The following is a 21,534-nucleotide window of genomic DNA, read 5'->3' on the forward strand; positions in this document are numbered from 1 at the left end:
TTCTGCTTCCCGAGGTTGATCCCATGCTAGCCACCGTTACGCGCGCACCATCGCAGATCCGGCTGTTGTTTCCGGGCCTCATCACAGCCACGCTGGTCGGGGTGACGGCACAGTTCCTGTCGGAACACTACGGCGCACCCGCCATGCTGATGGCGCTGCTGCTTGGGCTTGCGCTCAACTTCCTGTCAGAAGAGGGCAGCCGCACTGCCCCCGGCATCGCGTTTACCGCCCGCACAGTGCTGCGCCTTGGGGTTGCGCTTCTGGGCGTGCGCATTTCGGTCGAGATGCTGGGCGCGCTTGGACCGGGGCTGATCGCACTGACCGTGGCCGGGGTTGGGGCAACCATCCTTTGCGGGCTGGTGCTGGCACGGCTGACTGGTCGCGACTGGCGCTTTGGCCTTCTGACCGGCGGATCGGTCGCGATCTGCGGCGCCTCTGCTGCGATGGCGATTTCGGCTATCCTACCACGGCACGAAAAGTCCGAGCGCGACCTGGTCTTTACCGTGCTCGCAGTGACCGTGCTGTCGACCGTCGCGATGGTGGTCTATCCGATGATCTCCAACGCCATGGGCTTTACGGCGCTGGAAAGCGGGGTGTTCCTTGGCGGCACCATCCACGACGTCGCCCAGGTGGTTGGCGCAGGTTTTTCGGTCGGACAAGAGGCGGGCGAGACCGCAACGCTTGTCAAGCTGATCCGTGTGTCGATGCTGGCGCCGGTCGTGCTGGTGGCGTCGCTTGCAATCCGCGCGCGCGGCGCCGCGACTGAAGAGGCCCGCCCGCCCCTGCTGCCGGGCTTCGTGCTTGGCTTCGTGGCCCTTGCCGCGCTCAACTCGATGGGTCTGATCCCGGCCGAGGTCGCGCTGGTCGCATCAGGCCTCTCCCGCTGGGCACTGCTCATCTCGATCGCCGCGGTGGGCATCAAGACCTCTCTCGCCCGGATGCTTGAGGTGGGCCCCCTCGCCATCGGGCTTCTGGTGGCCGAGACCCTGTTCATTGGCAGCTTCGTGCTGACCGGCTTGCATCTACTGGATTAAGACATGAAACCGCTGGACCGTATCTTCGAAGCCTGTCGCGCTGCCCCCCGCCACATCCTTCTGTCTGAAGGCGAGGACCCGCGCGTGCAGACCGCCGCTGCCCGCGCCGTGGCCGAAGGGCTGGCGCGCATTACCCTGCTGGGTGATCCGGCCCGTATACTTCCTGCACTTGCCGACCTGGGCAGCACGCCCGGCGCAGTGTCAGTGATCGATCCCGTCCACGCCCCCGATCTGGATCTGCTGGCGGCGGAATGCCACCGGCTGCGCGCCCCCAAGGGCGTGACACTGGACGAGGCACGCAATCTGGTGCGCGATCCCCTGGTGCAGGCGGCACTGCGGGTGCGTCTGGGCCAGGCCGATGGCACGGTCGGCGGCGCGGTTGCGACCACGGCCGATACGGTGCGGGCTGCGCTGCACTATATCGGTCGCGCCCCTGGCATCACCACGGTGTCGAGCTTCTTCCTCATGCTGTCTTGCGCCAAGGATGCGCCGATCAAGGGCGGCATGGTCTTTGCCGACTGCGGCCTGGTCATCACGCCGACCGCTGCCGAGCTGGCCGACATCGCCCGCGCCTCTGCTGCCTCGGCACGCGCCCTGTTGAAGGAACCGCCGCGCGTGGCGCTTTTGTCATTTTCGACCGCCGGCTCGGCCGAGCATGACAGCCTTGCCCGCATCCGCGAGGCGCTGGAGCGTATTCGCGAAAGCGACCCGGAACTGGAGATCGATGGCGAAATCCAGTTCGACGCGGCGATTGACGATGCCATCCGCAGCCGCAAGGCGCCCGGAAGCCGGCTGTCAGGTCGACCGAACGTCTTCGTCTTTCCTGACCTCGCATCCGGCAACATCGGCTACAAGATCGCGCAACGCCTTGGCGGGCTCACGGCAATCGGCCCGGTGCTTCAGGGCCTGAACCGCCCGGCGAACGATCTGTCGCGGGGCTGCAGCGCCGATGATGTTCTGGCAGTGATCGCCGTCACCTCGGCCCAGTGTGAGGCAAAGGCGTGATCACTGTGCTGATCCTCGGGGCCATTCTGGTCGCGGGGTTGGCACGCGCCGTCACCGGATTTGGGTTTGCCTTGCTGGCGGTGCCACTTCTGGGTCTGCAAATGCCCTTGCCACAGGCGGTGGCACTGACGATCCTGTTGCAGGTCGCGATGTTCCCGCGCGACATCGCGGCGTCGTGGAGGCATCTGGACCGGGGATACCTCATGCGCCTTCTTGTGGGCGCGCTGCCCGCGATCCCACTGGGCCAGATCGCGCTTTTGACCATCCCGCCCGATCAGGCGCGGCTCGCGCTGGCAGCCCTTGTGGTCGTGGCCATCGCCATGCGCGCCGCGCCCGCGCGGGTGGCCGGTCTGATCGGGCGCGCGCCTGCCCCGCTCGCCGGGGCGATCGCCGGGCTGATGGCGGGCCTTGCGGCCATGCCCGGCCCCCCGGTCGTGCTACATGCGCTGGCACGACCGCTGAGCCCCGATCAGGTCAGGGCGACGCTGGTCATGTTCTTCGGAATCCTGTCCATCATCTCGCTGCCCGCTTTGATCCACGGGGGCGCGGCAGACAGGTCAACCATCCTTCTGGCCGTTTCCTCCCTGCCTGCCCTCATCGCCGCCGATTGGGCCGGCCGATGGGTCGCGCGACGTCTGCGGTCATCGGTCTTTCGCCAGCTGGCAAGCGGGCTTCTGCTGTTCTCGGCCTGTATTGCCGCCTATCCGATCCTGGTCTGAGCGGCCGTTCAACCCAATGCCTGCCGCAGATCGCGGGTCGTCGGCACTTCCTCTGTCAGATCCAGCTCATCCTCGACGTGCTGCAGGTGCGCCTGCATGATCCGCATCGCCCCCGCCTTGTCGCGTTTGCGGATACATTCGATCAGAGACGCATGCTCATCCGGGCCACAGTTGTGCAGATGCCGCCCGCGATAGATCGCCGTGATCAGCGAGCTGCGTGAAATCAGGTCGCGCAGGATCCCGAACAGAAAGCTCGACCCTGCAAGCTCGGCCAAGAGAAGATGGAACCCGCCGGAAAGCCGGATGATCGCCGAGGTGTCACCGCGCTGGTCGGCCTCGCGCTCATTGTTCAGATGGTCATCGAGAAGCTGGATTTCCTCGTCGGTGATCCGGTCGATCAACCGCTCTATCACGCGCGCCTCGATCTGCTTGCGCACATGAAAGACGTCGCGCGCCTCGTCGACGCCGGGCTCGGATACAAAGGCACCGCGATTGGGAACGATGGTCACCAGACCGTCGCTTTCCAGCACCGCAAGGGCCTGACGCACGCGCGCACGGCTGACATCGAAGATCTCGGCCAGCTGTTCTTCCTTAAGGCGCGCACCCGGTCTGAGCCGCTTTTCGGCGATGGACAGCCAGATACGTTCGCAAATCTCCGCTGTTGCGCCGGTGACCGTTTCCTTGCTGTGATACATAGGGGCTCCTTAGCTTCAGCGCATTTTTGCTGCCCGCCTCAAAAAGTCAATCTGAGGGCTATCAGATGTTGACTACAGAAATGTAGACAATATTGTCGAGTAAAGCAACCAAGTAGGTCCGGACGGATTCTCGCGTCTGTCGCCGGTCTCAGCAAAAGTCGACAGGAAGGCCGATGGATTTCGATTTTACCCAGATCACGGCGCAGGATCGCTACCGCCTGCTGACAAACTTCATCGGCCCACGGCCTATCGCGCTGGTCTCTACCCTGTCCGAGAACGGGCAGGACAATGCGGCCCCGATGAGCTTCTTCAACGTCTTCTCGCATGATCCGGCCATCGTCATCCTTGGCATCCAGACCCGCCCCGACGGGCAGGAAAAGGACACCGTCCGCAATATCCGTCGCAGCCATGAATTTGTGGTGAACATGGTCGATATGGCGATAGCCGATGCCATGCTGATCTGCGGGCTAAGCGTTGCGCCGGATGTCGACGAGATCTCGCTCGCAGGTCTGACCGCCCTGCCGAGCGAGAAGGTGGCTGCGCGCCGTGTCAAGGAAAGCCCCTGTGCGATGGAATGCCGGGTCGAACGACTGATCGACTTTGAACGCCGCGTCATTGTTCTGGGTGAGGTCGTGCACATGCATGTGCGGCGCGATTGCCTGGATGCCGAGGGGCGTTACGTCGACCCTGATCGCTACCAGCCGATCGCCCGGTTGCACGCAGACAATTACATCACCTCGGATCGGCAGTTCCACATGCCGGGCCCCAGCCTCTCCTCGGTGCTGGACCGTCAGGAAAGGAGCGCCTGAGCCATGAAGATCCTTGTGATCAACCCGAACTCGACAGCATCGATGACGGCGCTAATCGGTGAGAGCGCGCGGCTCTGCGCCTTTCCCGGCACCCAGATCGAGGCCGTCAATCCCTCTGGCACGCCCGCCAGCATCGAAGGCCATACCGACGAGGCGCTTTCGGTGCCCGCCATGCTCGACCTGATCCGCACGGGCGAGACGCGGGGTATAGACGCCTATGTGATCGCCTGTTTCGATGATCCCGGCCTTTCCGCCGCACGCGAGATCGCGGCCGGACCGGTGATCGGCATCTGCCATGCCGCCGTGCAGGTGGTGACGACGATCGCGACCCGCTTTTCCATCGTGACCACCCTTCCCCGGTCGGTTCCGATCATCGAGGATCTGGTCGCCTCTTACGGCGCGGGGTCGCGGTGCCGGGCGGTGCGATCGGTCGATCTGCCGGTGCTGGCGCTGGAGGCTGATCCCGCAATCGCCGAGGCTCGCCTGATCCGCGAGATCGAGGCCGCGCGCGACATTGATGGCGCCGAGGCTGTGGTGCTGGGCTGCGCGGGAATGTCCGACCTCTGCGAGCGGCTGCAAGCGCGCACCGGGGTGCCGGTCATCGACGGGGTCCGGGCTGCGATCAAGCTTGCCGAAGGACTTGTCGGTGGCGGCTATGCCACTTCGAAGATCGGCGCCTACGACTATCCGCGTGCCAAGGGCACCTGCGGCCTCGCGCAAAGCGCCTGACCCTTACTCCCGCCCTCTCCTGGGACACCTGACCGCGCCAGTCGATCGGCGCGGTTCTTTTCTGCCGCCATGGACCCTTCGGCATGGGCACTTCGGCAAGCCGGGCAAAACAAAACGGGCCGCGCCATCCCCAGGACGCGGCCCGTTCATCGCCCGTCCCGGTCAGGCCGAGAGGCGTTGTCCAGTTGAATTCCCGACAGTGGGAACGGCCAGTGCGGCCATGGCTTCGGCCACCCGATGGCAGGCAACACGGCTGCCATCGCCATAGGCCTGCATCTCGGGTCGCTCTGCCGCACAGCGCGCATCCGCCTGCGGGCAGCGCGGATGGAAGGTGCAACCCGATGGCGGGTTCATCGGACTTGGCACCTCGCCCGATTGCGGCACGCGATCCCGGCGCGGATCGGCGACGTTCGGGATCGTATCCAGCAAAAGCTGCGTGTAGGGGTGCTTGGGATCGGCAAACAGGACCTCGGTTTCGGCCTGTTCGACGATGCGCCCCAGATACATCACGGCGATCTGGTCCGACATGTGGCGGACCACGCTCATGTCATGGCTTATGAACAGATAGGTCAGCCCCATCTCGTCCTGTAGCTTGCGCATCAGGTTCAGGATCTGCGCCTGCACCGACACATCCAGCGCCGAGGTCGGCTCGTCGCAGACCAGAAACTCCGGCTCGGTCGCAAGCGCACGCGCAATCGAGATGCGCTGGCGCTGCCCGCCGGAAAACTCATGCGGGAACTTGCGCCCGTCGCGCGGAACCAGTCCCACGGTCGTCAGAAGCTCGCCCACACGCTCGGCAATCTCGGCCTCGGTATCGCGCAGTTTCAGCTCGCGCAGCGGCTCGGCGATAATGTCGAACACCCGCCAGCGCGGATTGAGGCTGGCATAGGGGTCCTGAAAGATCATCTGTGCCGCCAGCGGCTTGCCATCCTTGCCCATGGCAAACTGCATCTGGCCCGAGGTCGGCTGGTAAAGCCCGGTGACCAACCGCGCCACGGTGGATTTACCGCAGCCGCTCTCGCCCACAAGGCTGAGACAGCCGCCCGAGGGCACGGTGAAGCTGATGTCGTCGACCGCCCGCAGGAAGGCCATGGGCTTGCGTTCGATCACGCGGTTGAGCCATGGCGCCGAGACGTTGAACAGCCGCGTCAGATGGGTGACGGTAAGGGCTGGAGTGGTCATGCCGCACGCTCCTGTGCTTGGGTGTTCAGCCAGCAGGCACTGAGGCCAGAGCCACTGGGGCGAAGTTCGGGCCGCTCGGTCTGGCAGCGCGGCATCACATGGGGGCAGCGGGGGTTGAAGGCACAGCCCTTCGGGATCGCATCGAGACGAGGCATCGAGCCATCGATCTGCTGCAGGCGCGGCACGCGTGCGCCAAGTGTGGGGATAGAGCCCATCAGCCCGCGCGTATAGGGATGGCTGGGCCGCGCGATCACGTCGGCCACGGGGCCGATCTCGACCAGCCGCCCTGCATACATGACGGCCACACGGTCGGCGGTTTCGGCGATCACGCCCATGTCATGGGTCACCAGCATCACTGCGGTGCCATGCTCTTTGCAAAGCTTGCGCAAAAGTGAGGTGATCTGCGCCTGGATCGACACGTCGAGCGCGGTGGTCGGCTCATCCGCGATGATCAGTTTGGGACGGGCCGCCAGTGCCAGCGCGATCACGACCCGCTGGCGCATGCCGCCCGAAAACTGATGCGGATAATGGTCAACCCGCTCTTCCGGTCCGGGGATGCCGACCTCGGCCAGAAGCGCGATGGCACGCTGTCGCGCCTCGGCCCGGCCAAGCGGCAGGTGCAGGCGGATCGTCTCGATCAGTTGCCGCCCGACCGAGAACAGCGGATTGAGCGAGGTGAGAGGGTCCTGAAAGATCGCGCCGATCTCGCGGCCGCGGACATGTTGCATCTCGCGTTCAGAAAGTGTGTCGATGCGACGGCCATCCAGCCAGACCTCACCGCCCGCGATATGGCCCGGCGGTTCCAGCAAGCCTTGCACGGCAAGCCCGGTCATCGACTTGCCCGCACCGGATTCGCCGACCACGCCCAGAATCTCACCGGCTGCGATCGTCAGTGATACCCCGTCCAGCGCGGTTACCGAGCCGTGGCGGCCCGGAAACTCCACCCGCAAGTCGCGGACATCAAGCATGGGCATGCTGGTCATGGGTGAGCTCCTGTCGAATGGGAAAGCTGGGGGGGAACAGTTCGCAAACCGGCCGGTGCTGCCAACTGCGTTCAGGGTACCTGGCAACCAGCCCGTCGAACTGGGCCTGCGCGCGCGCCTGAGCGGCATCCATGTCAATGCCGGCCACACGGCCCTCGCACATGGACAGCCGCCCGGCGACAAAGGTCGCCTGCGTGACCTTGCCAGAGCCTCCGGTGACAAGGGTGGTGATCGGATCGATTGCCGGGGTCATCACGGCATCATCCAGCCGGAAAACCGCAATATCGGCGGCCGCACCTGGTGCGAGGCGCCCCAGATCGTCGCGGCCAAGCGCCCGCGCCCCACCCAGAGTGGCTGCCTCCCAGAAGTCGGCGCTGCGCTGGTGCGGGGCTTCCGCATCGGCGATACGTGCGGCCATCAGGCCCGTAAGCAGGTTCAGAAGCATATCTGCCGGGGCCGTATCGGTCCCCATGGCGATGTTGATGCCGCGCGCGCGCAGGCGCCCGAACGACCGCAGGATCGACCCGCCCCGCGCCGATACCAGCGGACAATGCACGACGCTGATGCCATGGGCGGCATAGTGGGCCAGGTCGGTCTCGGTTGCATTCGTGGCATGCGGCGCAAGAATGCGGTCGTTCAGAAGCCCCTCGCGTGCCAGCCAGTCCGGCGCGGTGGTCCCGTGCAGCGCCTGAACGGTCCTGACCTCCATCTCGCCTTGCGCCATATGCAGGCGCACCCGGCAATCCAGATCGCGCGCGGCCTCCATGGTGCGACGTAGCAGCGGTGCAGTGCAGGTTTCGACCCGGTCAGGTGCCAGTATCCCGCGCACCAGCCCGCCAAACCGCCCCTCATGCGCGCCGATGAACGCTACGGCCGCATCGAGCCCTTCCATGCCGCGGGCCTCGTCGAAGACCGGCACCATCTGCCCCGGCCCCTCAAGCACCATACCGCCAGAGCGATACGCGGGAGAGAGATAGACCCTGAGCCCCATCTCACCCGCGGCTTCGACCGCCGCGTCGAACTCGGCCACGGTCTCACCCCATGCGCGATAGAACAGCGAGGCGATGGGCGCGGCGGTGGTGATCCCGTTCCGCAAGAGTTGTGCGAAGGCAAAGCGCTTCTGAAAGGCCAGCTCTTCGGGAGAATACATCTCGTAGGGGCCGCGCTCGACATAGCTGCGCGGCCAGACGCGTCCTTTGGCCCATCCGGGAGTATGGTCGATGGTCAGGATCGTGGTGTCGAGGTCAGAGAGTGCATCGAGGTCGATCAGGCCGGGCGATATCAGCGCGCGGCCAAGGTTGATGCGTCGGGCAACGTCACCCGGAAATGTCTGGCCGACATGCAGGACGCGGCCGGCCTCAAAGACCACCTCGCCATTCGGGATCAGGCAGTGTCCGCCCCGGTCGTGGCCCAGCACCCAGTCGGCGCAAAGGGCGGTGCGGCCCTGCGGATGCGCGCCAAGCGTCAGATCGCGAAGCCCGGTCATGGCATGGTGATCCCGGCAAGGGCCAGCGATCCGTTGCGCGCGACAACCCGCCCGCCCTTCACCACCAGCGGGCGTGGGGCCTCTTCAACCACGGCATGCGCCAATGTCTCGCCCGCGACCAGCGTCAGATCCCCGGCGGCGCCGACAACCAGCCCGCGCGCCTCGATCCCCATCGCCTCGGCCCCGCCGCGCGAGGCTGCGTCAAGCAGAAGCTCCAGCTCGTCATCACGGCGCATCCGGTTCTTCATGCCAACGATACGGGCGCGGTGCAGCATGTCAGGCTGCCCCCATGGGCCCCAGGTATCGCGGATACCGTCGCAGCCCAGTCCGACCTTGATGCCGGCTGCGCGCATGTCCTGCAGCGACGGAACCTCGGCCGAAGGGTGGCCGGTCGTGAAGATGCGGATATCCTCACGCGCAACCTGCTCCATCAGCGGGCCGACGCGATGCGGGTTTGGCGCCCCAAGGCAGAAGCAATGCGAGACGCCGACCTTGCCCTGCATCCCATGCGCGCGCGTCCGGGCGATGATCTCCTCCAGCGTGAAGGCACCGAGTTCGCCATATTCATGCAGATGGATGTCGATGGGCTTGCCGTGCTTTTCCGCCAGCCGGAAGATGGCATCCAGCGAGGCCTTCGGATCACGGTCCATCGACGAGGGATCGAGCCCGCCCACGACATCGGCGCCCATGGCCAGCGCCTCGTCGAGCAGATCATAGACGCCCGGACGGATCATAAGGCCTGACTGCGGGAAGGCGACGATCTGGATGTCAACCGCCCCCCGCAACGCCTCACGCGTGCGCAACTTGCCTTCCAGAAGCGTCAGCTTGTGGTCGTGGTCCACATCCACGTGGCTGCGGATATGGCCCGTGCCATTCGCGATCAGTTGCAGGGCGTGGCGCATCGACTGGCGATGGACATCAAGACCCAGCGGGATGCGCGCGTTCCGCTCGTTGTCGATCAGGTCCTGCAGGCTGCCACCCTTGCGGCCCTTATACCAGCCCATGCCCCAAGTGGTCTTGTCCAGATGGGTATGCGCGTCGACCAGGGTCGGGATGGCGATGGCGCCCTGCCCGTCCTCGACCGCAACGCCGGTCGCCGAAAGCGCGGCCCCGATTGCGGCAATGCGCCCGTCGCGGATCAGAAGGTCGGCGGCCGCGCCACCCATCGGGCGGATATTCCGGATCAGAAGATCGCTCATCACTTACCTCAGTTTCGGGTTCAGCGCGTCGCGCAGCCAGTCACCCAGCAGGTTGACCGAGACGACAAGCAGACAAAGTTGCATCACAGGGAACAGAACGATCCACCACATGCCCGAGAACAGGAACTGGTTGCCCAGCCGGATAAGTGTGCCAAGGCTTGGCTGGCTGGGCGGCATCCCGATCCCGAGAAACGACAGCGTCGCCTCGGTCAGGATGGCCATGCCAAAGTTCAGCGTCGCCGCGACAAGGATCGGTGTCAGGGTATTGGGCAGGATATGCCGAAACATGATGCGCCGCGCCGGCACCTTGAGGAGTTGCGCCGCCTGTACATATTCCTTGCGCCGCTCGACCGCTGTTTGCGCGCGCACGGTCCGGGCATATTGCACCCAACCGCTCAGCACGATCGCCAGCACCAGGACCCCGCCTGCCCCCACATCGCGCAAGGAAGGTGGCAGCAATTCCCGCACGATGGCGCTGACGAGGATTGCGATCAGGATGGTCGGGATCGACAGAAGGATGTCGCCCACCCGCATCAGCGCGTCTTCGACGATACCGCCATAATAGCCTGCAACCAGGCCGGTTCCGATCCCGATGATCAGCGCCAGCACGACCGAGGCGATGCCGATCAGGATCGAGATGCGCGAGCCGTAAAGGATGGCCGAAAGAATATCGCGGCCCTGCGTATCGGTGCCCAGAAGATAGGGCCATTGCCCGCCCTCCAGCCAGATCGGCGGGATCTCGGCATTCCACAGTTCCAGCTGAGCCGGATCATAGGGGTTCTGCGGGGCATAGAGCGGAGCAGTAAAGGCGCTCACGATCAGCACGGTCAGCAGGATCGCCGCAAGGACCGCGCTGCGCTGATGGGTGAACGACCACCACAGATCGCTCTGCCGGATACGGGTCAGCAATCCGGGGGATGTGAGATTGACTGTCATGGCTTAGGCCTTGCTGTTGCGCAGGCGCGGGTCGATCAGCGCATAGGTGATGTCCACCAGCGTGTTCAGCGCGACAAAGATGAACGAGACGATGCAGAGGTAGGCGGCCATCACCGGGATATCGACGAAGGTCACCGCCTGGATGAACAGAAGCCCCATGCCCGGCCACTGGAACACGGTCTCGGTGATCAGCGCGAATGCGATCAGTGAGCCGATGTTCATCGCCGTCATTGTCACCACCGGCATCAGGCAGTTGCGCAGGGCATGGCTGTAGTGCACCCGCCAGGCCGGAACGCCGCGGGCACGGGCAAACTTGATGAAATCCGATCGCAGCACCTCGAGCATCTCGGCCCGCACAAGGCGCATGACCAGCGTGATCTGATAGAAGGACAGCGCGATCGACGGCAGGATCAGGGCGGCGCGCCCCGACGGTGTCAAAAGCCCGGTTGTCCACCAGCCGATACTGACCACATCCCCCCGGCCAAAGGCAGGTGCGATGTTGAGCATGACGGAAAACACGAGGATCAGCAGGATACCGATCACGAAACTGGGCAGCGAAACCCCGATGATCGAGACGAACTGCAAGGCCTCGGAATACCACTTCCGGCGGTGAATCGCGGTGATGACGCCAAGTGGCACCCCCACCACCAGCGAAATGATCGTGGCCATCAGCACCAGTTCGATCGTCGCCGGAAAGCGCTCGGCGATGAGGCTCATCACCTCTTGCTGGTTGCGATAGGAAATCCCGAAATCGCCCTGCACTGCGTTGCCGACAAAGCGCAGGTACTGCATGACCACCGACTCGTTCAGGCCAAGCCGCTCGCGCAGCGCGTCACGCTCGGCCTGCGAGGTCTGCTCGTTCACCATGAGCTGAATGGGGTCTCCGACGAAGCGGAAGATCATGAAGGCCATCAGCGCCACGACAAGCATGACAAGCGCCGCATTGGCCAGCCGTTTGATAAGGAAGACTATCACGTTACCAGCTCCCGTTGGATGCGTTGGCCCGGCGCGCTTGGCGCCGGGCAAGGGATTGGTTCAGCGCAATCACTCTGCCATGCGGGTCAGCCAGTGGCGGCCCTTGTTGTCCGAAAGCTGGACGACACTCTCCACCTTGTCAGAGGTGGCCCAGGCCATCGGCTGCTGATGGAACGGCAGCATGATCGACTCGTCCTTCACGATCTTGAGCGCCGCGCTTTGCAGGGCCAGACGCTTTTCGCGGTCAAGTTCGGTCGAGGCCGCGATGATCAGCTTGTCCATCTCAGGATAGGACCAGCCCCCCCAGTTGAACACCCCCGCGTTTTCCGACTTGGTCTGGAAGGTCTGCAGCAGGATCGAATAGCTGTCGAGCATCGGCTCGTTGGCCCAGCCAAAGGCGAACATGTCCGCCTCGCCATTGGTCAGCTTGACCTGCTGGACGGCGTTCGGGGCGATGTTGAGGCGCGGGGCAAGACCCACGCGCGTCAGCATTGACACCAGCGCGTTGCAGATCTCTTCCTCGTTTACCCAGAGGTCGTTGGAGCACATGATCTCGAAGGCATAACCTTCGGCACCCAGTTCCTTGATCATCGCTGCGGCCTTTTCCGGATCATAGGCCGGCGGCGTGTCGAGGGCAGGATCGTAGCCCGGAATCGCGGGGGCGACGACCGTCCCGGTCACGCGCGACTTGCCACGCATCACCTTGTCGCGGATCAGGTTCAGGTCGATGGCAAGGCCCACCGCCTCACGCATCTTCTTGTCCTTGAAGAGGTTCGGCTCGCCGTTGTGCAGCTTGTCCTGGAAGTTGAAGCCGAACATGATCGTGCGCAGTTCGTTGCCTTCCATCACCTTGACGTTCGGCGCAGCGGCGAGGCGCGGCAGATCCTGCACAGGCGCTTTTTCGGTAAAGTCGATCTCACCCGAAAGCAGCGCCGCAACGCGCGTCGCCTCGGACGAGATCGGGGTGAACTCGATGCGTTCCAGATTGTGCTTGGGCGCATCCCACCACCCGGTATTCGCAACAAGAATGGTCTTGCTGTCGGGCACGCGGCTTTCCACGATGAAGGGACCCGTGCCATTGGCGTTGAAGGTCGGATAGCCCTCGACCTTCTTGGCCACGTCGGTCGGGACTTCGGCGTTGTGCTCTTTCAGCCAGCCTGCATCAAACATGTGGATGTTCGTCAGGTCATTGAGCAGCAGCGGATAGGTGCCGACCAGTTCGATATCGACGGTGTAGTCGTCGACCTTGGTGGCGGATTTGTAGGCCGGCAGGTTGCCCTTCAGGGGCGAATCCGGATGGCTGACCCGCGCGAGCGAGGCTACAACGTCGTCGGCGGTGAATTCGGCGCCGTCATGGAACTTGACGCCCTGGCGCAGCTTGAAGCGCCAGATGTTGTTGGGCATCACTTCCCATTCGGTCGCCAGCGCCGGTTCGATCTTCAGATCGGCATCATAGCGGACCAGACCTTCATAGACGTGGTTCAGGAAGCTGATGGTGAAGGTGGAGCCATAGGAGTAGGGGTCCAGCGAGTTGATATCGCGTGCGGCACCCCAACGCAGGGTCTGCGCGGTTCCGGTCGTGGCGAGGCAGGCGAGGGCTACGCCGGCAAGCAGGGTGGTTCTCAAGATCATGGTCGGTCCCTGTTGAAGGCCCGTCTCCTCCCGGTCTGGTGCCGGGACTTGCGAGCTGGTGATGGACGAAGGCTTTGCGGTCGTTCGGTCCTGTCTTCACTGTCAGAATTGCGGACCTTTTTGTCAATCATTTTGTCGACAATTTTTTCGACACCTCGATCCAGCTCTTTCGACGGTGCTTGCCAGAATGGCCATTATTGCCATCGCAGCCACATTTTTCCGCAGTTTGCGGTCAAATATACCACGAGAAGAGGCAGGGTTGCACTATGCCAGCCACATCACGGCGCTGGTCAGCGACAGGGCCGATCCGATACAGAAGGCGACTGGCACCCGTGGAATCACGCAGATCTGCGGTCTAGGAACCCGGTCGCCCGATGCCGATCAGGCGGGCCGCGACCGGCGCGCCAAGGATAACCACCACCATGCGCGTCAGGTGATGCAGGATCACAAAGCCAAGGTCGGCACCCGCCACCAGCGCAAGTACCGTCATCTCTGCCTGCCCGCCCGGCGCGAAGGCCAGAAATCCCTCAACCGGATTTGCGAGCCCCGTCAGGGTGACAAGTTCGGTAAAGGCAGCGGCAAGAACCGCCAGAATGGCGACAAAGGCGAGGCCGGACAGGACAAAGCCCCGCAGTTCGCGCAAGGTGACGCCCACGTACTGGACCCCGATGCTGATACCGATGAAAAGCTGCGCCGCCAGAATGGCCTCGGCGGGCGGGCGGGCGTGGATCAGCCCAGACAGGGAGAGCGCGGCGGTCACGATCATGGGCCCAAGGATCGAGGCTCCAAATAGGCCGAGCCGTTCGGCGCCTTTCCAGCCGATCAGGGCGGCGGCGGACATAAGGATGATCTCTGAAACCGGAAGATCGCGAAGCGGCGCACCTATGGCACCGGTCAACCCCGCGCCGTAAAGCCCCGAGAGGATCATCGGGGCGGCGGTCACAATCACCAGAACCCGGGTCGCGTGGATCAGGGACAGGGCGCGCACATCGGCACCGGCCTCCTGGCCGAAGGTCACCATGTCATGCAGCCCGCCGGGCATTGCGGCATACCACGACGTCACGGGATCAAATCCCAGGCGTCGAAAGAACGGCACGCCGACGAGGCCGATCAGCACCACATAGATTGGGACCAGCGCCACGCTGCCCGCCATCTGCGGGATGCGCCCCACCACCTCGGGCGTGATCGATGCGCCGATCGCGACCCCCAGAATGGTCCGCGCCAGGGTGGAGAGGAGCCCCACCCCCTTGAGCGGCATTCCGGCCAGAGCCGCGAGCAGACAGACGGCCATCGGTCCGAAGAGGAAGGGCAGCGGAAAACCGGCCAATTTGAACAGGACGGCACCCGCGAACGCAATTCCGAATGTCACAAGCCGCATGGACAGCGAAGAAAACACAATCCTGCTCCTTGCCGATTCTGCATCCAGTTGTATACATATGGATACTATAATGGCAAGTGAGGTGTCTGCATGGCTGAGGACAGCGACCTTTCCCAAGGGCAAGGCGCCTATCGCCAATTGCTTGAAGAGGTGCGCGCTGGCAGGCTCGGCCCAGGAACGCGCCTGCGCGAAACCGATCTGGCCGCGCGTCTGGGAATCAGCCGAACGCCCGTACGCGAGGCGATCCGTCAGCTAGAGGCCGATGGGCTGGTCGTGCATTTGCCGCGCCAGGGCGCGACAGTGCGCAGCCTCGATTATGCCGAAGTGATCGAGCTTTATGAGATGCGGGCGGTGCTGGAGGGGACGGCGGCGCGGCTTGCGGCACGGGCCGCATCCGAGATCGAACTGGCAGAGCTTGCCGCACTGAACACTGACCTGGCCTCTGCCCCACCGGGCCCCATTGCACGCGAGTTGAACCGGCAGTTCCACCGCACCCTGCTTGACGCCGCGCGCAACCGGTTTCTGGTCAAGGCGGTCAGCGCGCTGCAAAAGACGCTGCTGATCCTTGGGCCCAGCACGCTCACCGACCCTGACCGCGTGACGGCCTCTCTGGGCGAACATGCAGCAGTCCTTGTGGCGCTGCAGGCCCGTGACGGGGTTGCGGCAGAGGCGGCGATGCGGGCCCATGTCGAAGCGGCCCTTTCAATGCGCATCCGCGCCATGCGCGGTCGCGAGATCCCACTGCACGACGAGGCGTAGACCCCCGTCGCAGAGGGACAAAGCGCAGAGCGGTCAGGCGATCAGTCCTGCAGTTCGGACAGGGGACGGGGGCGCCCCTCGCTGTCCAGTGCGACGAAGGTGAAGATGGCATCGGTCACCTTCACGCTTTCTTCGGCATATCTGTTGCGCCGCCATGCTTCGACATGGATGCGCATCGATGTCCGGCCGGTGGAAACCATGTCTGCGTAAAGCGACACTTCATCCCCGACCTTTACAGGCTTGTGGAAGGTCATCCCCTCGACCGCGATGGTGGCCGAACGGCCCCGCGCCACCCTCGCGGCAAGATTGCCCGCCGCAAGGTCCATCTGTGCCATCAGCCAGCCACCAAAGATATCGCCCGACGGGTTGGTGTCGGCGGGCATGGCGATGGTACGGATGACGGGCTCGCCCGCGGGCTGATCAGAGGACATGGCCACAAGCGGATGCGGGCGGTCGGGTATCCATGTTGTGTCCCTCGTTCAGATAGTCGCCAGTTTCGGCGGCAGCGGCCCATCATGCGACCGAAAAGGAACATGGTAAAGGCCGTGGTTTCCAACCACCGCCCACACGTGCGCACCCGACCAATCCAGCGTCAATGCACCATCAATGACAGCGTGGCAACTTTCGCAAAATGGATAGCGTGGCTGCAACGGGGTACCTATCAACAAACCATAGGGCGACCAGGATTGCCGGCACATACTTTGGAACCGGGTCGATCAATGTAGGGGCCCAATTGATACCGCAGGCTGACTGTCAGCCCGGAAGAACGGATCGGGTATGCCGACACACTGACCGTGTCCATGCGCACAAGAAACTTAGAAAGGTCGTCCATGACAGAAACAAGTGTCGCCGCTCAACCGATGTGGCTTCGGATTCTGCAGTCGCCGCTGACGCGCCTGATCGTTCTGGGCGCCGCCATGTTCCAATTCATGGGATGGGCCCAGGCCCGCCTGGAGCAATTCCACGATACTCCGCTACTGGGCGTGCCCATCCAGATCGCTCTGGGTCTGGCGGCGATTGCCCTGTACGTGGCCTATGGAAAGTTCATCGAACGTCGCGACGTGACCGAACTGTCAACGCCGGGTCTTGGCCGGGAATGGGTCATTGGCGCCCTCATTGGGGCAGGCCTCTATACCGCTTGCGCCGTGATCTTGATGGTGCTTGGCATCTACAAGGTCGAGGGGCTTAATCCCTTGGCGTTCCTGATCCCCAACCTGGCCCTGGCGATCAAATCGGGGGTCTTCGAAGAACTTCTGTTTCGCGGCGTCCTGTTCCGGTCGGTCGAGGCCATATTTGGCAGTTGGGTCGGAATTCTGGTCTCATCGCTCGTGTTCGGTCTGCTGCATCTCCTGAATCCGGACGCCACACTCGGCGGGGCCATCTACATTAGTATCGAAGCGGGGCTGCTGCTTGCCGCTGCCTATCTTGTCACGCGCCGCTTGTGGATCTGCATGGGGTTTCACATGGCATGGAACTATTTCCAGTCGGCCGTCTTTTCCGGTGTCGTCTCCGGCGCCGTCAGCGACCCTGGGCTGCTCAAGGCTAAAATTGAAGGGCCTGAACTGCTGACAGGGGGCAGCTTCGGGATGGAACATTCGGTGGTCGCGCTGGTGCTGTGTACGACGACCGGTGTGATCCTGCTGATGATCGCCATCCGCCGCGGCCACATCATGCCGCCGATGTGGAAGCGCTGAAATGCAACGGGGGCGAGCCAGACAGGCATGCCCCCCAAGTCCTTGGGACAGGCTTGCTGTGGTGTCGCCGAACGACAGGTTATCGCAGGCGGTCCAAGAGGAGAAAGTGGTGGCGAGGGGGGGACTCGAACCCCCGACCCCGCGATTATGAGTCGCGTGCTCTAACCAGCTGAGCTACCTAGCCACTGGCGCGCTACTTAGTGAAGCGCGTCGGGGGGGTCAAGCGGGAATCGCACATTTCCCAATGCCGTATTCCGCAGCCATGGGTCTAGCGGACATGGGCCGCACGCGGCCGGCCTGCGGCAGTGGCAACCACATTTGCCTCGATGACCATCCGGCGGCCCTCAATCTCGACCTCGCGGATGTCACGCTTCAGTTGAACCTCGGCGTCTTCGGCCCCGGCACGGGCGGCGCGGGACAGCACTTCCGCAGAGAGGCTGGCTTCAAGGGCGGCGAGTGCGTCCTCAAGCCTTGGGAAAGACTGGTTACCGTCGGGCAGATGCGCAACAAAACGACCTTCACCGGGACAGGAGACAAGGCCCGTGGCTGTCTGGCGAACCTGCCCCACAACGGCACCAATCGCGTTTGCGACATCGGCGTGATCGGGAAGGATCATCTCGGCGCCGAGGAAGATGCCGACCGCACCGTAGTATGAGGGCGCCGACGCCCCCAACCCGATCACCGGAACGCCAAGGCGCAGCGTGGTCTGCACGACACCCCTGTGCCCCGCAATGCCAAGACGCGTCAGGACATGCCGGGCCAAAGCACCCGGGTCCTCATCCCCAAGGGCGGGGTCTTCGGCGAATGCAGCCTCCAGCAGGCAATCGGCTGTCTGATGGGTCAGCTGATCGATGATGCGTTGCGCAAGATCCTTGGGGTCGGTCGCGAAACGCTCACCCTTGCCGGTGCGGCGGCGGCCCATCAGGCGCAGGGCCTTTTCCGCGGCCGCCCGGTCCCAGGCATCAAGCCGGCCCAGAACATGGCTTGCGTCTGATGGCGTGACGCCGGCGATCATTACAAGGCCGCGTGCAACCAGCCGGTCCATCGCCGCAACCTCAAGCCGCGAGGTGATGGGGCGGGCCATGGGCATGGGTTCGGTGATCCGCGCCAGGAGGGCCTCTTCCCGCGCCGAAAGCCCACCCGACGATCCGGGCATCGGCACGACAAAGCGGCCGTCGAATTCGCCGGCAACCTCGGTCGAAAGCGCCCGATCAAGGGCGGCATGGACCATCGCCCCGTGATCCTGCGCCAGAAGCGACACCGGGATCAGACGACGCGGTCCAAGACGCAGACCTCCGTCCAGACCGGACTGGATCAGATGCACCTCGGAATCGCCGCCAAGCCCGGTCGTGCGCATCGCCACCGCCTCGACCATCGTGCGGAAGCCGCCGACGCGGGCGCCTTCGGGGTCGATCTCGGGCAAGCCATCCTTCAGAAGTGCGACATCGGTCGTCGTCCCCCCGATGTCCGAGACCAGCGCATCGCTTTGCCCCGTCAGCCAGCGCGCACCCACGATCGAGGCGGCAGGTCCCGAGAGGATCGTCTCGATCGGACGCTCCCGCACCATGGCAGCCGAGATCAGCGCCCCATCACCCCGCACCACCATCAAGGGCGCGTCGATCCCCACGGCATCAAGGTGGCTTTCGCAGGCCGCAACCAGACGGTCGATCATCCCGATCAGACGGGCGTTCAACACCGCCGTCAGCGCGCGCTTGGGGCCGTTCAGCCCGGCCGACAATTCATGCGAGCAGGTCACAGGCCGACCCGTCGCGGCACGGATCGCCTCGCGCGCGGCGACCTCATGCGCGGGATTGCGGGTGGCGAAACGGGCGGCGACGGCAAAGCCCATGACCTCGGGCGCAAGGCGCGCCACTTCGGCGGAAAGCCGGGCGAGATCCAGCGGTGCGGCCTCGGCCCCCGAATGTTCGTGCCCACCAGCCAGCAGCAGAACCGGATCACCCCCAAGCGCCTCGGTCAGGCCGCCCCTTTCAAGATCGGCCTCGTCGAAGCCGATGAAGATCAGCGCAACGCGTCCGCCCTGCCCTTCAACCAGCGCATTGGTTGCAAGCGTCGTTGACAGCGAGACAAGTGCGATCTGCGATGGCGCGACGCCTGCGGCGGCAAGCGCCGCATCGACCGCACGGCCAATCCCTTGTGACAGGTCGGCCCGTGTGGTCAGTGATTTTGCCTTGCCCAGCACATGCGTCGCCGCCTCATCCACGATGACTGCGTCGGTATAGGTGCCGCCGGTATCGACACCGAGGAAATAAGCCATGGTCCTGCCCCTGTTCGCTGGCATCCGGTTTAGGGCGCCGGGAGGGAAAGATCATCCCCCATGGCGACCAGAACTTGTGCGGTACCGGCAGATCGGGGGCGCTGCCCCCGCCCGTTCCGGGCTCCCCCGGGATATTTGGAAAGGAAAGCGGATCAGAGGCCGGACTCGAGCCGCGCAAGCAACGCCTCGAGCATCGCCTCGCAGCGTGCCATCTGCTCGACCGTCACGAATTCGTCGGGCTTGTGGCCCTGCGCCATCGATCCGGGGCCGCAGATCACCGTGGGGATGCCAAGCCGCTGCGAGAAAAGGCCGCCTTCGGTGCCGAAGGCCACCTTGATCGTGCCATTGGCGCCCGTCAGCGATTTGACAAAGTTCACCACCTGCGCATCGCTGGGCGTGCCGAGGCCGGGATAGTCCCAAAGCCGCTCCACCCGGATCTCCGCCTCGGGGAAGGCGGTTTTCAGCGGCGCGGTGATCCTGTCAGCCGCCGCGCGAAGGGACAGGATCAGCGTCTCGGGGTCATGCTCGGCAAGGCTGCGGATCTCGAAGTCGAGCGTGGCGGTGTTGGGCACGATGTTGACCTGAACACCGCCCTGCATCTTGCCGACGTGGATCGTCGAATAGGCCACGTCATAGTCACCATCGAACGGACCTTCGGCCGCCACCTGCGCCTGAAGGGCGCGCACCTCACCCATGAAATCCGCTGCCAGATGCAGCGCGTTCAGTGCAAGGGGCGCAAGGGCCGAATGACCCTCGCGGCCGATGCAGGTAGCCCGCAGCGCGATCTTGCCTTTGTGGCCGGTCGCAACCTGCATGTTGGTCGGCTCTCCGACGATACAGAAGCGCGGTTTGACGGGGGCTTTCGCCAGCATGGCAACAAGCGAGCGCACCCCCATGCAGCCGATCTCTTCGTCATAGGACAGTGCAAGGTGCAGCGGCACTTTCAGCGGGCGCTTCGCCGCCTTCAGCATGGCGTCGATCGCAAGGGCGCAGAAGCCCTTCATGTCGGCCGCGCCCCGACCATAGTAGCGGCCATCCTCTTCGGTCAGCGCAAAGGGCGGTTTGGTCCAGGCCTGGCCTTCGACCGGAACGACATCCGTGTGGCCCGAGAGCATGACACCCCCCTGCCCTTCGGGCCCGACTGTCGCATAAAGGTTGGCCTTCTGGCCCTCTGCATCAGGGATCAGCGTCACGGCGATGCCCGCGTCCTCAAGCCGCGCCTTGATCCAGTGCATCAGCTGCAAGTTCGGTCGCGCGCTGACCGTATCGTGGCGCATCAGTTGCTCGAAGATATCTCGCATTGCCTCATCCCTTCTTATGTCTGCACAAATAGCGCCAAGTCAGCGTCGGGGAAAGTGGCTTTGCAGGGCAAGGTCTTTCCTTTCGGCGCCCGTGCTGTCAGGTTGCGCCAGCTTTTGACGGAGTCCGCATGCGCCTTGCCTTCCTCATGCCCGCCCTGATCCTTGGCGGCGCCGCCTCTGCCGCGCCCGACGGCCCTGTGGCGCGCGCCGTGATGGCGCAGCAGCTGTTTGATGCGGGCGTCACCACACGCGACGGGCTGACTCAGATCGCTGCGGCCCGGCTCGCTGCGGGCATCACCATGCAGCCGATCCCACGCGAACTAAAGGTTGAAGGCAAGGGCAAGGCCGAAGATGCGCCCCTGCCTCTGGATGCAGCGCAGATGCTGGCGGCGGCGCGTGCGGCTGTGGCGATGGATGAAACTCTTGGCATTCTGATGACCTCGACCGAGGCAACGGCCGAGGTTCTGCCCAAGGACAGCCTGCGCATGTCGGAAGCTGCGCTGGCCCCAGGCCAGTCCCATCTGTACGAAATGCCCGCCGAAGGGGGTGTTGCGCTCGATATCGGTGTGCTGGCAGCATCTGGCACGCGGATCGCGCTGGAGGTTGCTCAAGGTGAGCAGATCCTCTGCCGCGCCGAGCGTCTGTGCAGCGTGACCCTGACGGAAAGCGCGCAGATCACCGTCACCCTGCACAATCCGGGCGAAGGCGCGGCGGGCTATCGGCTGCTGACCAACTGACCCGCC

At 64.3% G+C, this 21,534-nt stretch carries 20 protein-coding genes and 1 tRNA gene; 8 read left to right on the forward strand and 13 right to left on the reverse strand.

Annotation, left to right across the window (positions count from 1 at the left end):
* The first annotated feature begins 23 nt into the window (after positions 1 to 23).
* The 3 genes from FQU74_RS12265 to FQU74_RS12275 are packed head-to-tail and all read left to right on the forward strand — an operon-like array spanning position 24 to position 2,758.
* The gene (locus tag FQU74_RS12265; protein ID WP_146286761.1) at positions 24 to 1,034 is read left to right on the forward strand and encodes a YeiH family protein; all 1,011 of its coding nucleotides are present in this window, start codon (positions 24 to 26) and stop codon (positions 1,032 to 1,034) included.
* Positions 1,035 to 1,037: 3 nt separating this feature from the next.
* Positions 1,038 to 2,039 carry a phosphate acetyltransferase gene (gene pta / locus FQU74_RS12270; RefSeq protein ID WP_146286762.1) on the forward strand — a complete coding sequence of 334 codons (1,002 nt, stop codon included), beginning with the start codon at positions 1,038 to 1,040 and terminating at the stop codon, positions 2,037 to 2,039.
* The gene (locus FQU74_RS12275) at positions 2,036 to 2,758 is read left to right on the forward strand and encodes a sulfite exporter TauE/SafE family protein (RefSeq protein ID WP_146286763.1); all 723 of its coding nucleotides are present in this window, start codon (positions 2,036 to 2,038) and stop codon (positions 2,756 to 2,758) included. Before pta ends, FQU74_RS12275 begins: the two co-directional genes overlap by 4 nt.
* An 8-nt stretch (positions 2,759 to 2,766) precedes the next feature.
* Here the strand turns inward: FQU74_RS12275 and FQU74_RS12280 are convergent, their stop codons facing one another.
* A complete protein-coding gene (locus tag FQU74_RS12280) occupies positions 2,767 to 3,453 on the reverse strand; it encodes a GntR family transcriptional regulator (RefSeq protein WP_146286764.1) in 687 nt (228 codons plus the stop codon).
* Between the two features lie 173 nt (positions 3,454 to 3,626).
* Here FQU74_RS12280 and FQU74_RS12285 point away from each other — a divergent pair, with 173 nt between their 5' ends.
* Together FQU74_RS12285 and FQU74_RS12290 are read left to right on the forward strand one after the other, a co-directional pair.
* Complete coding sequence (locus FQU74_RS12285; protein WP_146286765.1) at positions 3,627 to 4,262, forward strand: flavin reductase family protein; 636 nt, start codon at positions 3,627 to 3,629, stop codon at positions 4,260 to 4,262.
* Between the two features lie 3 nt (positions 4,263 to 4,265).
* Positions 4,266 to 4,991 (forward strand): aspartate/glutamate racemase family protein, encoded by a 726-nt coding sequence (locus tag FQU74_RS12290; RefSeq protein ID WP_146286766.1) that lies wholly within the window; start codon positions 4,266 to 4,268, stop codon positions 4,989 to 4,991.
* A 162-nt stretch (positions 4,992 to 5,153) separates the two neighbouring features.
* On the opposite strand, the gene FQU74_RS12295 is transcribed toward FQU74_RS12290, so the two are convergent.
* The 8 genes from FQU74_RS12295 to FQU74_RS12330 all read right to left on the reverse strand — a co-directional run bounded on the left by FQU74_RS12295 (position 5,154) and on the right by FQU74_RS12330 (position 14,762).
* Complete coding sequence (locus FQU74_RS12295; RefSeq protein WP_146286767.1) at positions 5,154 to 6,173, reverse strand: ABC transporter ATP-binding protein; 1,020 nt, start codon at positions 6,171 to 6,173, stop codon at positions 5,154 to 5,156.
* Positions 6,170 to 7,156 (reverse strand): ABC transporter ATP-binding protein, encoded by a 987-nt coding sequence (locus FQU74_RS12300; protein WP_146286768.1) that lies wholly within the window; start codon positions 7,154 to 7,156, stop codon positions 6,170 to 6,172. Before FQU74_RS12300 ends, FQU74_RS12295 begins: the two co-directional genes overlap by 4 nt.
* Positions 7,134 to 8,642, reverse strand: coding sequence for an amidohydrolase family protein (locus FQU74_RS12305; protein ID WP_146286769.1), 1,509 nt, complete (start codon positions 8,640 to 8,642; stop codon positions 7,134 to 7,136). Before FQU74_RS12305 ends, FQU74_RS12300 begins: the two co-directional genes overlap by 23 nt.
* Positions 8,639 to 9,841, reverse strand: a complete 1,203-nt coding sequence (locus FQU74_RS12310; RefSeq protein ID WP_146286770.1) for an amidohydrolase family protein — start codon at positions 9,839 to 9,841, stop codon at positions 8,639 to 8,641. Before FQU74_RS12310 ends, FQU74_RS12305 begins: the two co-directional genes overlap by 4 nt.
* Before the next feature lie 3 nt (positions 9,842 to 9,844).
* Positions 9,845 to 10,777 carry an ABC transporter permease gene (locus tag FQU74_RS12315; protein ID WP_146286771.1) on the reverse strand — a complete coding sequence of 311 codons (933 nt, stop codon included), beginning with the start codon at positions 10,775 to 10,777 and terminating at the stop codon, positions 9,845 to 9,847.
* Positions 10,778 to 10,780: 3 nt separating this feature from the next.
* Entirely contained in the window at positions 10,781 to 11,752 is a 972-nt protein-coding gene (locus FQU74_RS12320; RefSeq protein WP_146286772.1) for an ABC transporter permease, read from the reverse strand.
* 69 nt (positions 11,753 to 11,821) lie between these two features.
* Positions 11,822 to 13,384: an ABC transporter substrate-binding protein gene (locus tag FQU74_RS12325; RefSeq protein WP_146286773.1), complete on the reverse strand. Its 1,563-nt coding sequence runs from the start codon at positions 13,382 to 13,384 to the stop codon at positions 11,822 to 11,824.
* Between the two features lie 355 nt (positions 13,385 to 13,739).
* The gene (locus FQU74_RS12330; RefSeq protein WP_146286917.1) at positions 13,740 to 14,762 is read right to left on the reverse strand and encodes an AbrB family transcriptional regulator; all 1,023 of its coding nucleotides are present in this window, start codon (positions 14,760 to 14,762) and stop codon (positions 13,740 to 13,742) included.
* A 90-nt stretch (positions 14,763 to 14,852) separates the two neighbouring features.
* On the opposite strand from FQU74_RS12330, the gene FQU74_RS12335 reads away from it, so the two are divergent.
* Complete coding sequence (locus FQU74_RS12335; RefSeq protein WP_146286774.1) at positions 14,853 to 15,521, forward strand: GntR family transcriptional regulator; 669 nt, start codon at positions 14,853 to 14,855, stop codon at positions 15,519 to 15,521.
* A 41-nt stretch (positions 15,522 to 15,562) separates the two neighbouring features.
* Here FQU74_RS12335 and FQU74_RS12340 read toward each other — a convergent pair whose 3' ends face one another.
* A complete protein-coding gene (locus FQU74_RS12340; protein ID WP_146286775.1) occupies positions 15,563 to 15,952 on the reverse strand; it encodes an acyl-CoA thioesterase in 390 nt (129 codons plus the stop codon).
* A gap of 369 nt (positions 15,953 to 16,321) precedes the next feature.
* Here FQU74_RS12340 and FQU74_RS12345 point away from each other — a divergent pair, with 369 nt between their 5' ends.
* A complete protein-coding gene (locus tag FQU74_RS12345; RefSeq protein WP_229704392.1) occupies positions 16,322 to 17,215 on the forward strand; it encodes a CPBP family intramembrane glutamic endopeptidase in 894 nt (297 codons plus the stop codon).
* A 107-nt stretch (positions 17,216 to 17,322) separates the two neighbouring features.
* Here FQU74_RS12345 and FQU74_RS12350 read toward each other — a convergent pair.
* From FQU74_RS12350 to argE, 3 genes are all read right to left on the reverse strand, one after another.
* Positions 17,323 to 17,399 (reverse strand) — tRNA-Met (locus tag FQU74_RS12350).
* An 84-nt stretch (positions 17,400 to 17,483) separates the two neighbouring features.
* A complete protein-coding gene (locus FQU74_RS12355; RefSeq protein ID WP_146286777.1) occupies positions 17,484 to 19,490 on the reverse strand; it encodes a hydantoinase/oxoprolinase N-terminal domain-containing protein in 2,007 nt (668 codons plus the stop codon).
* 152 nt (positions 19,491 to 19,642) lie between these two features.
* On the reverse strand, positions 19,643 to 20,791 hold the full coding sequence (gene argE / locus FQU74_RS12360) for an acetylornithine deacetylase (RefSeq protein WP_146286778.1): 1,149 nt from the start codon (positions 20,789 to 20,791) through the stop codon (positions 19,643 to 19,645).
* A 128-nt stretch (positions 20,792 to 20,919) separates the two neighbouring features.
* Here argE and FQU74_RS12365 point away from each other — a divergent pair, with 128 nt between their 5' ends.
* Positions 20,920 to 21,528: a hypothetical protein gene (locus FQU74_RS12365; RefSeq protein ID WP_146286779.1), complete on the forward strand. Its 609-nt coding sequence runs from the start codon at positions 20,920 to 20,922 to the stop codon at positions 21,526 to 21,528.
* Positions 21,529 to 21,534: the final 6 nt, after the last annotated feature.

The sequence above is a fragment of the Gemmobacter aquaticus genome (assembly GCF_007859075.1).
Classification (GTDB): domain Bacteria; phylum Pseudomonadota; class Alphaproteobacteria; order Rhodobacterales; family Rhodobacteraceae; genus Gemmobacter; species Gemmobacter aquaticus.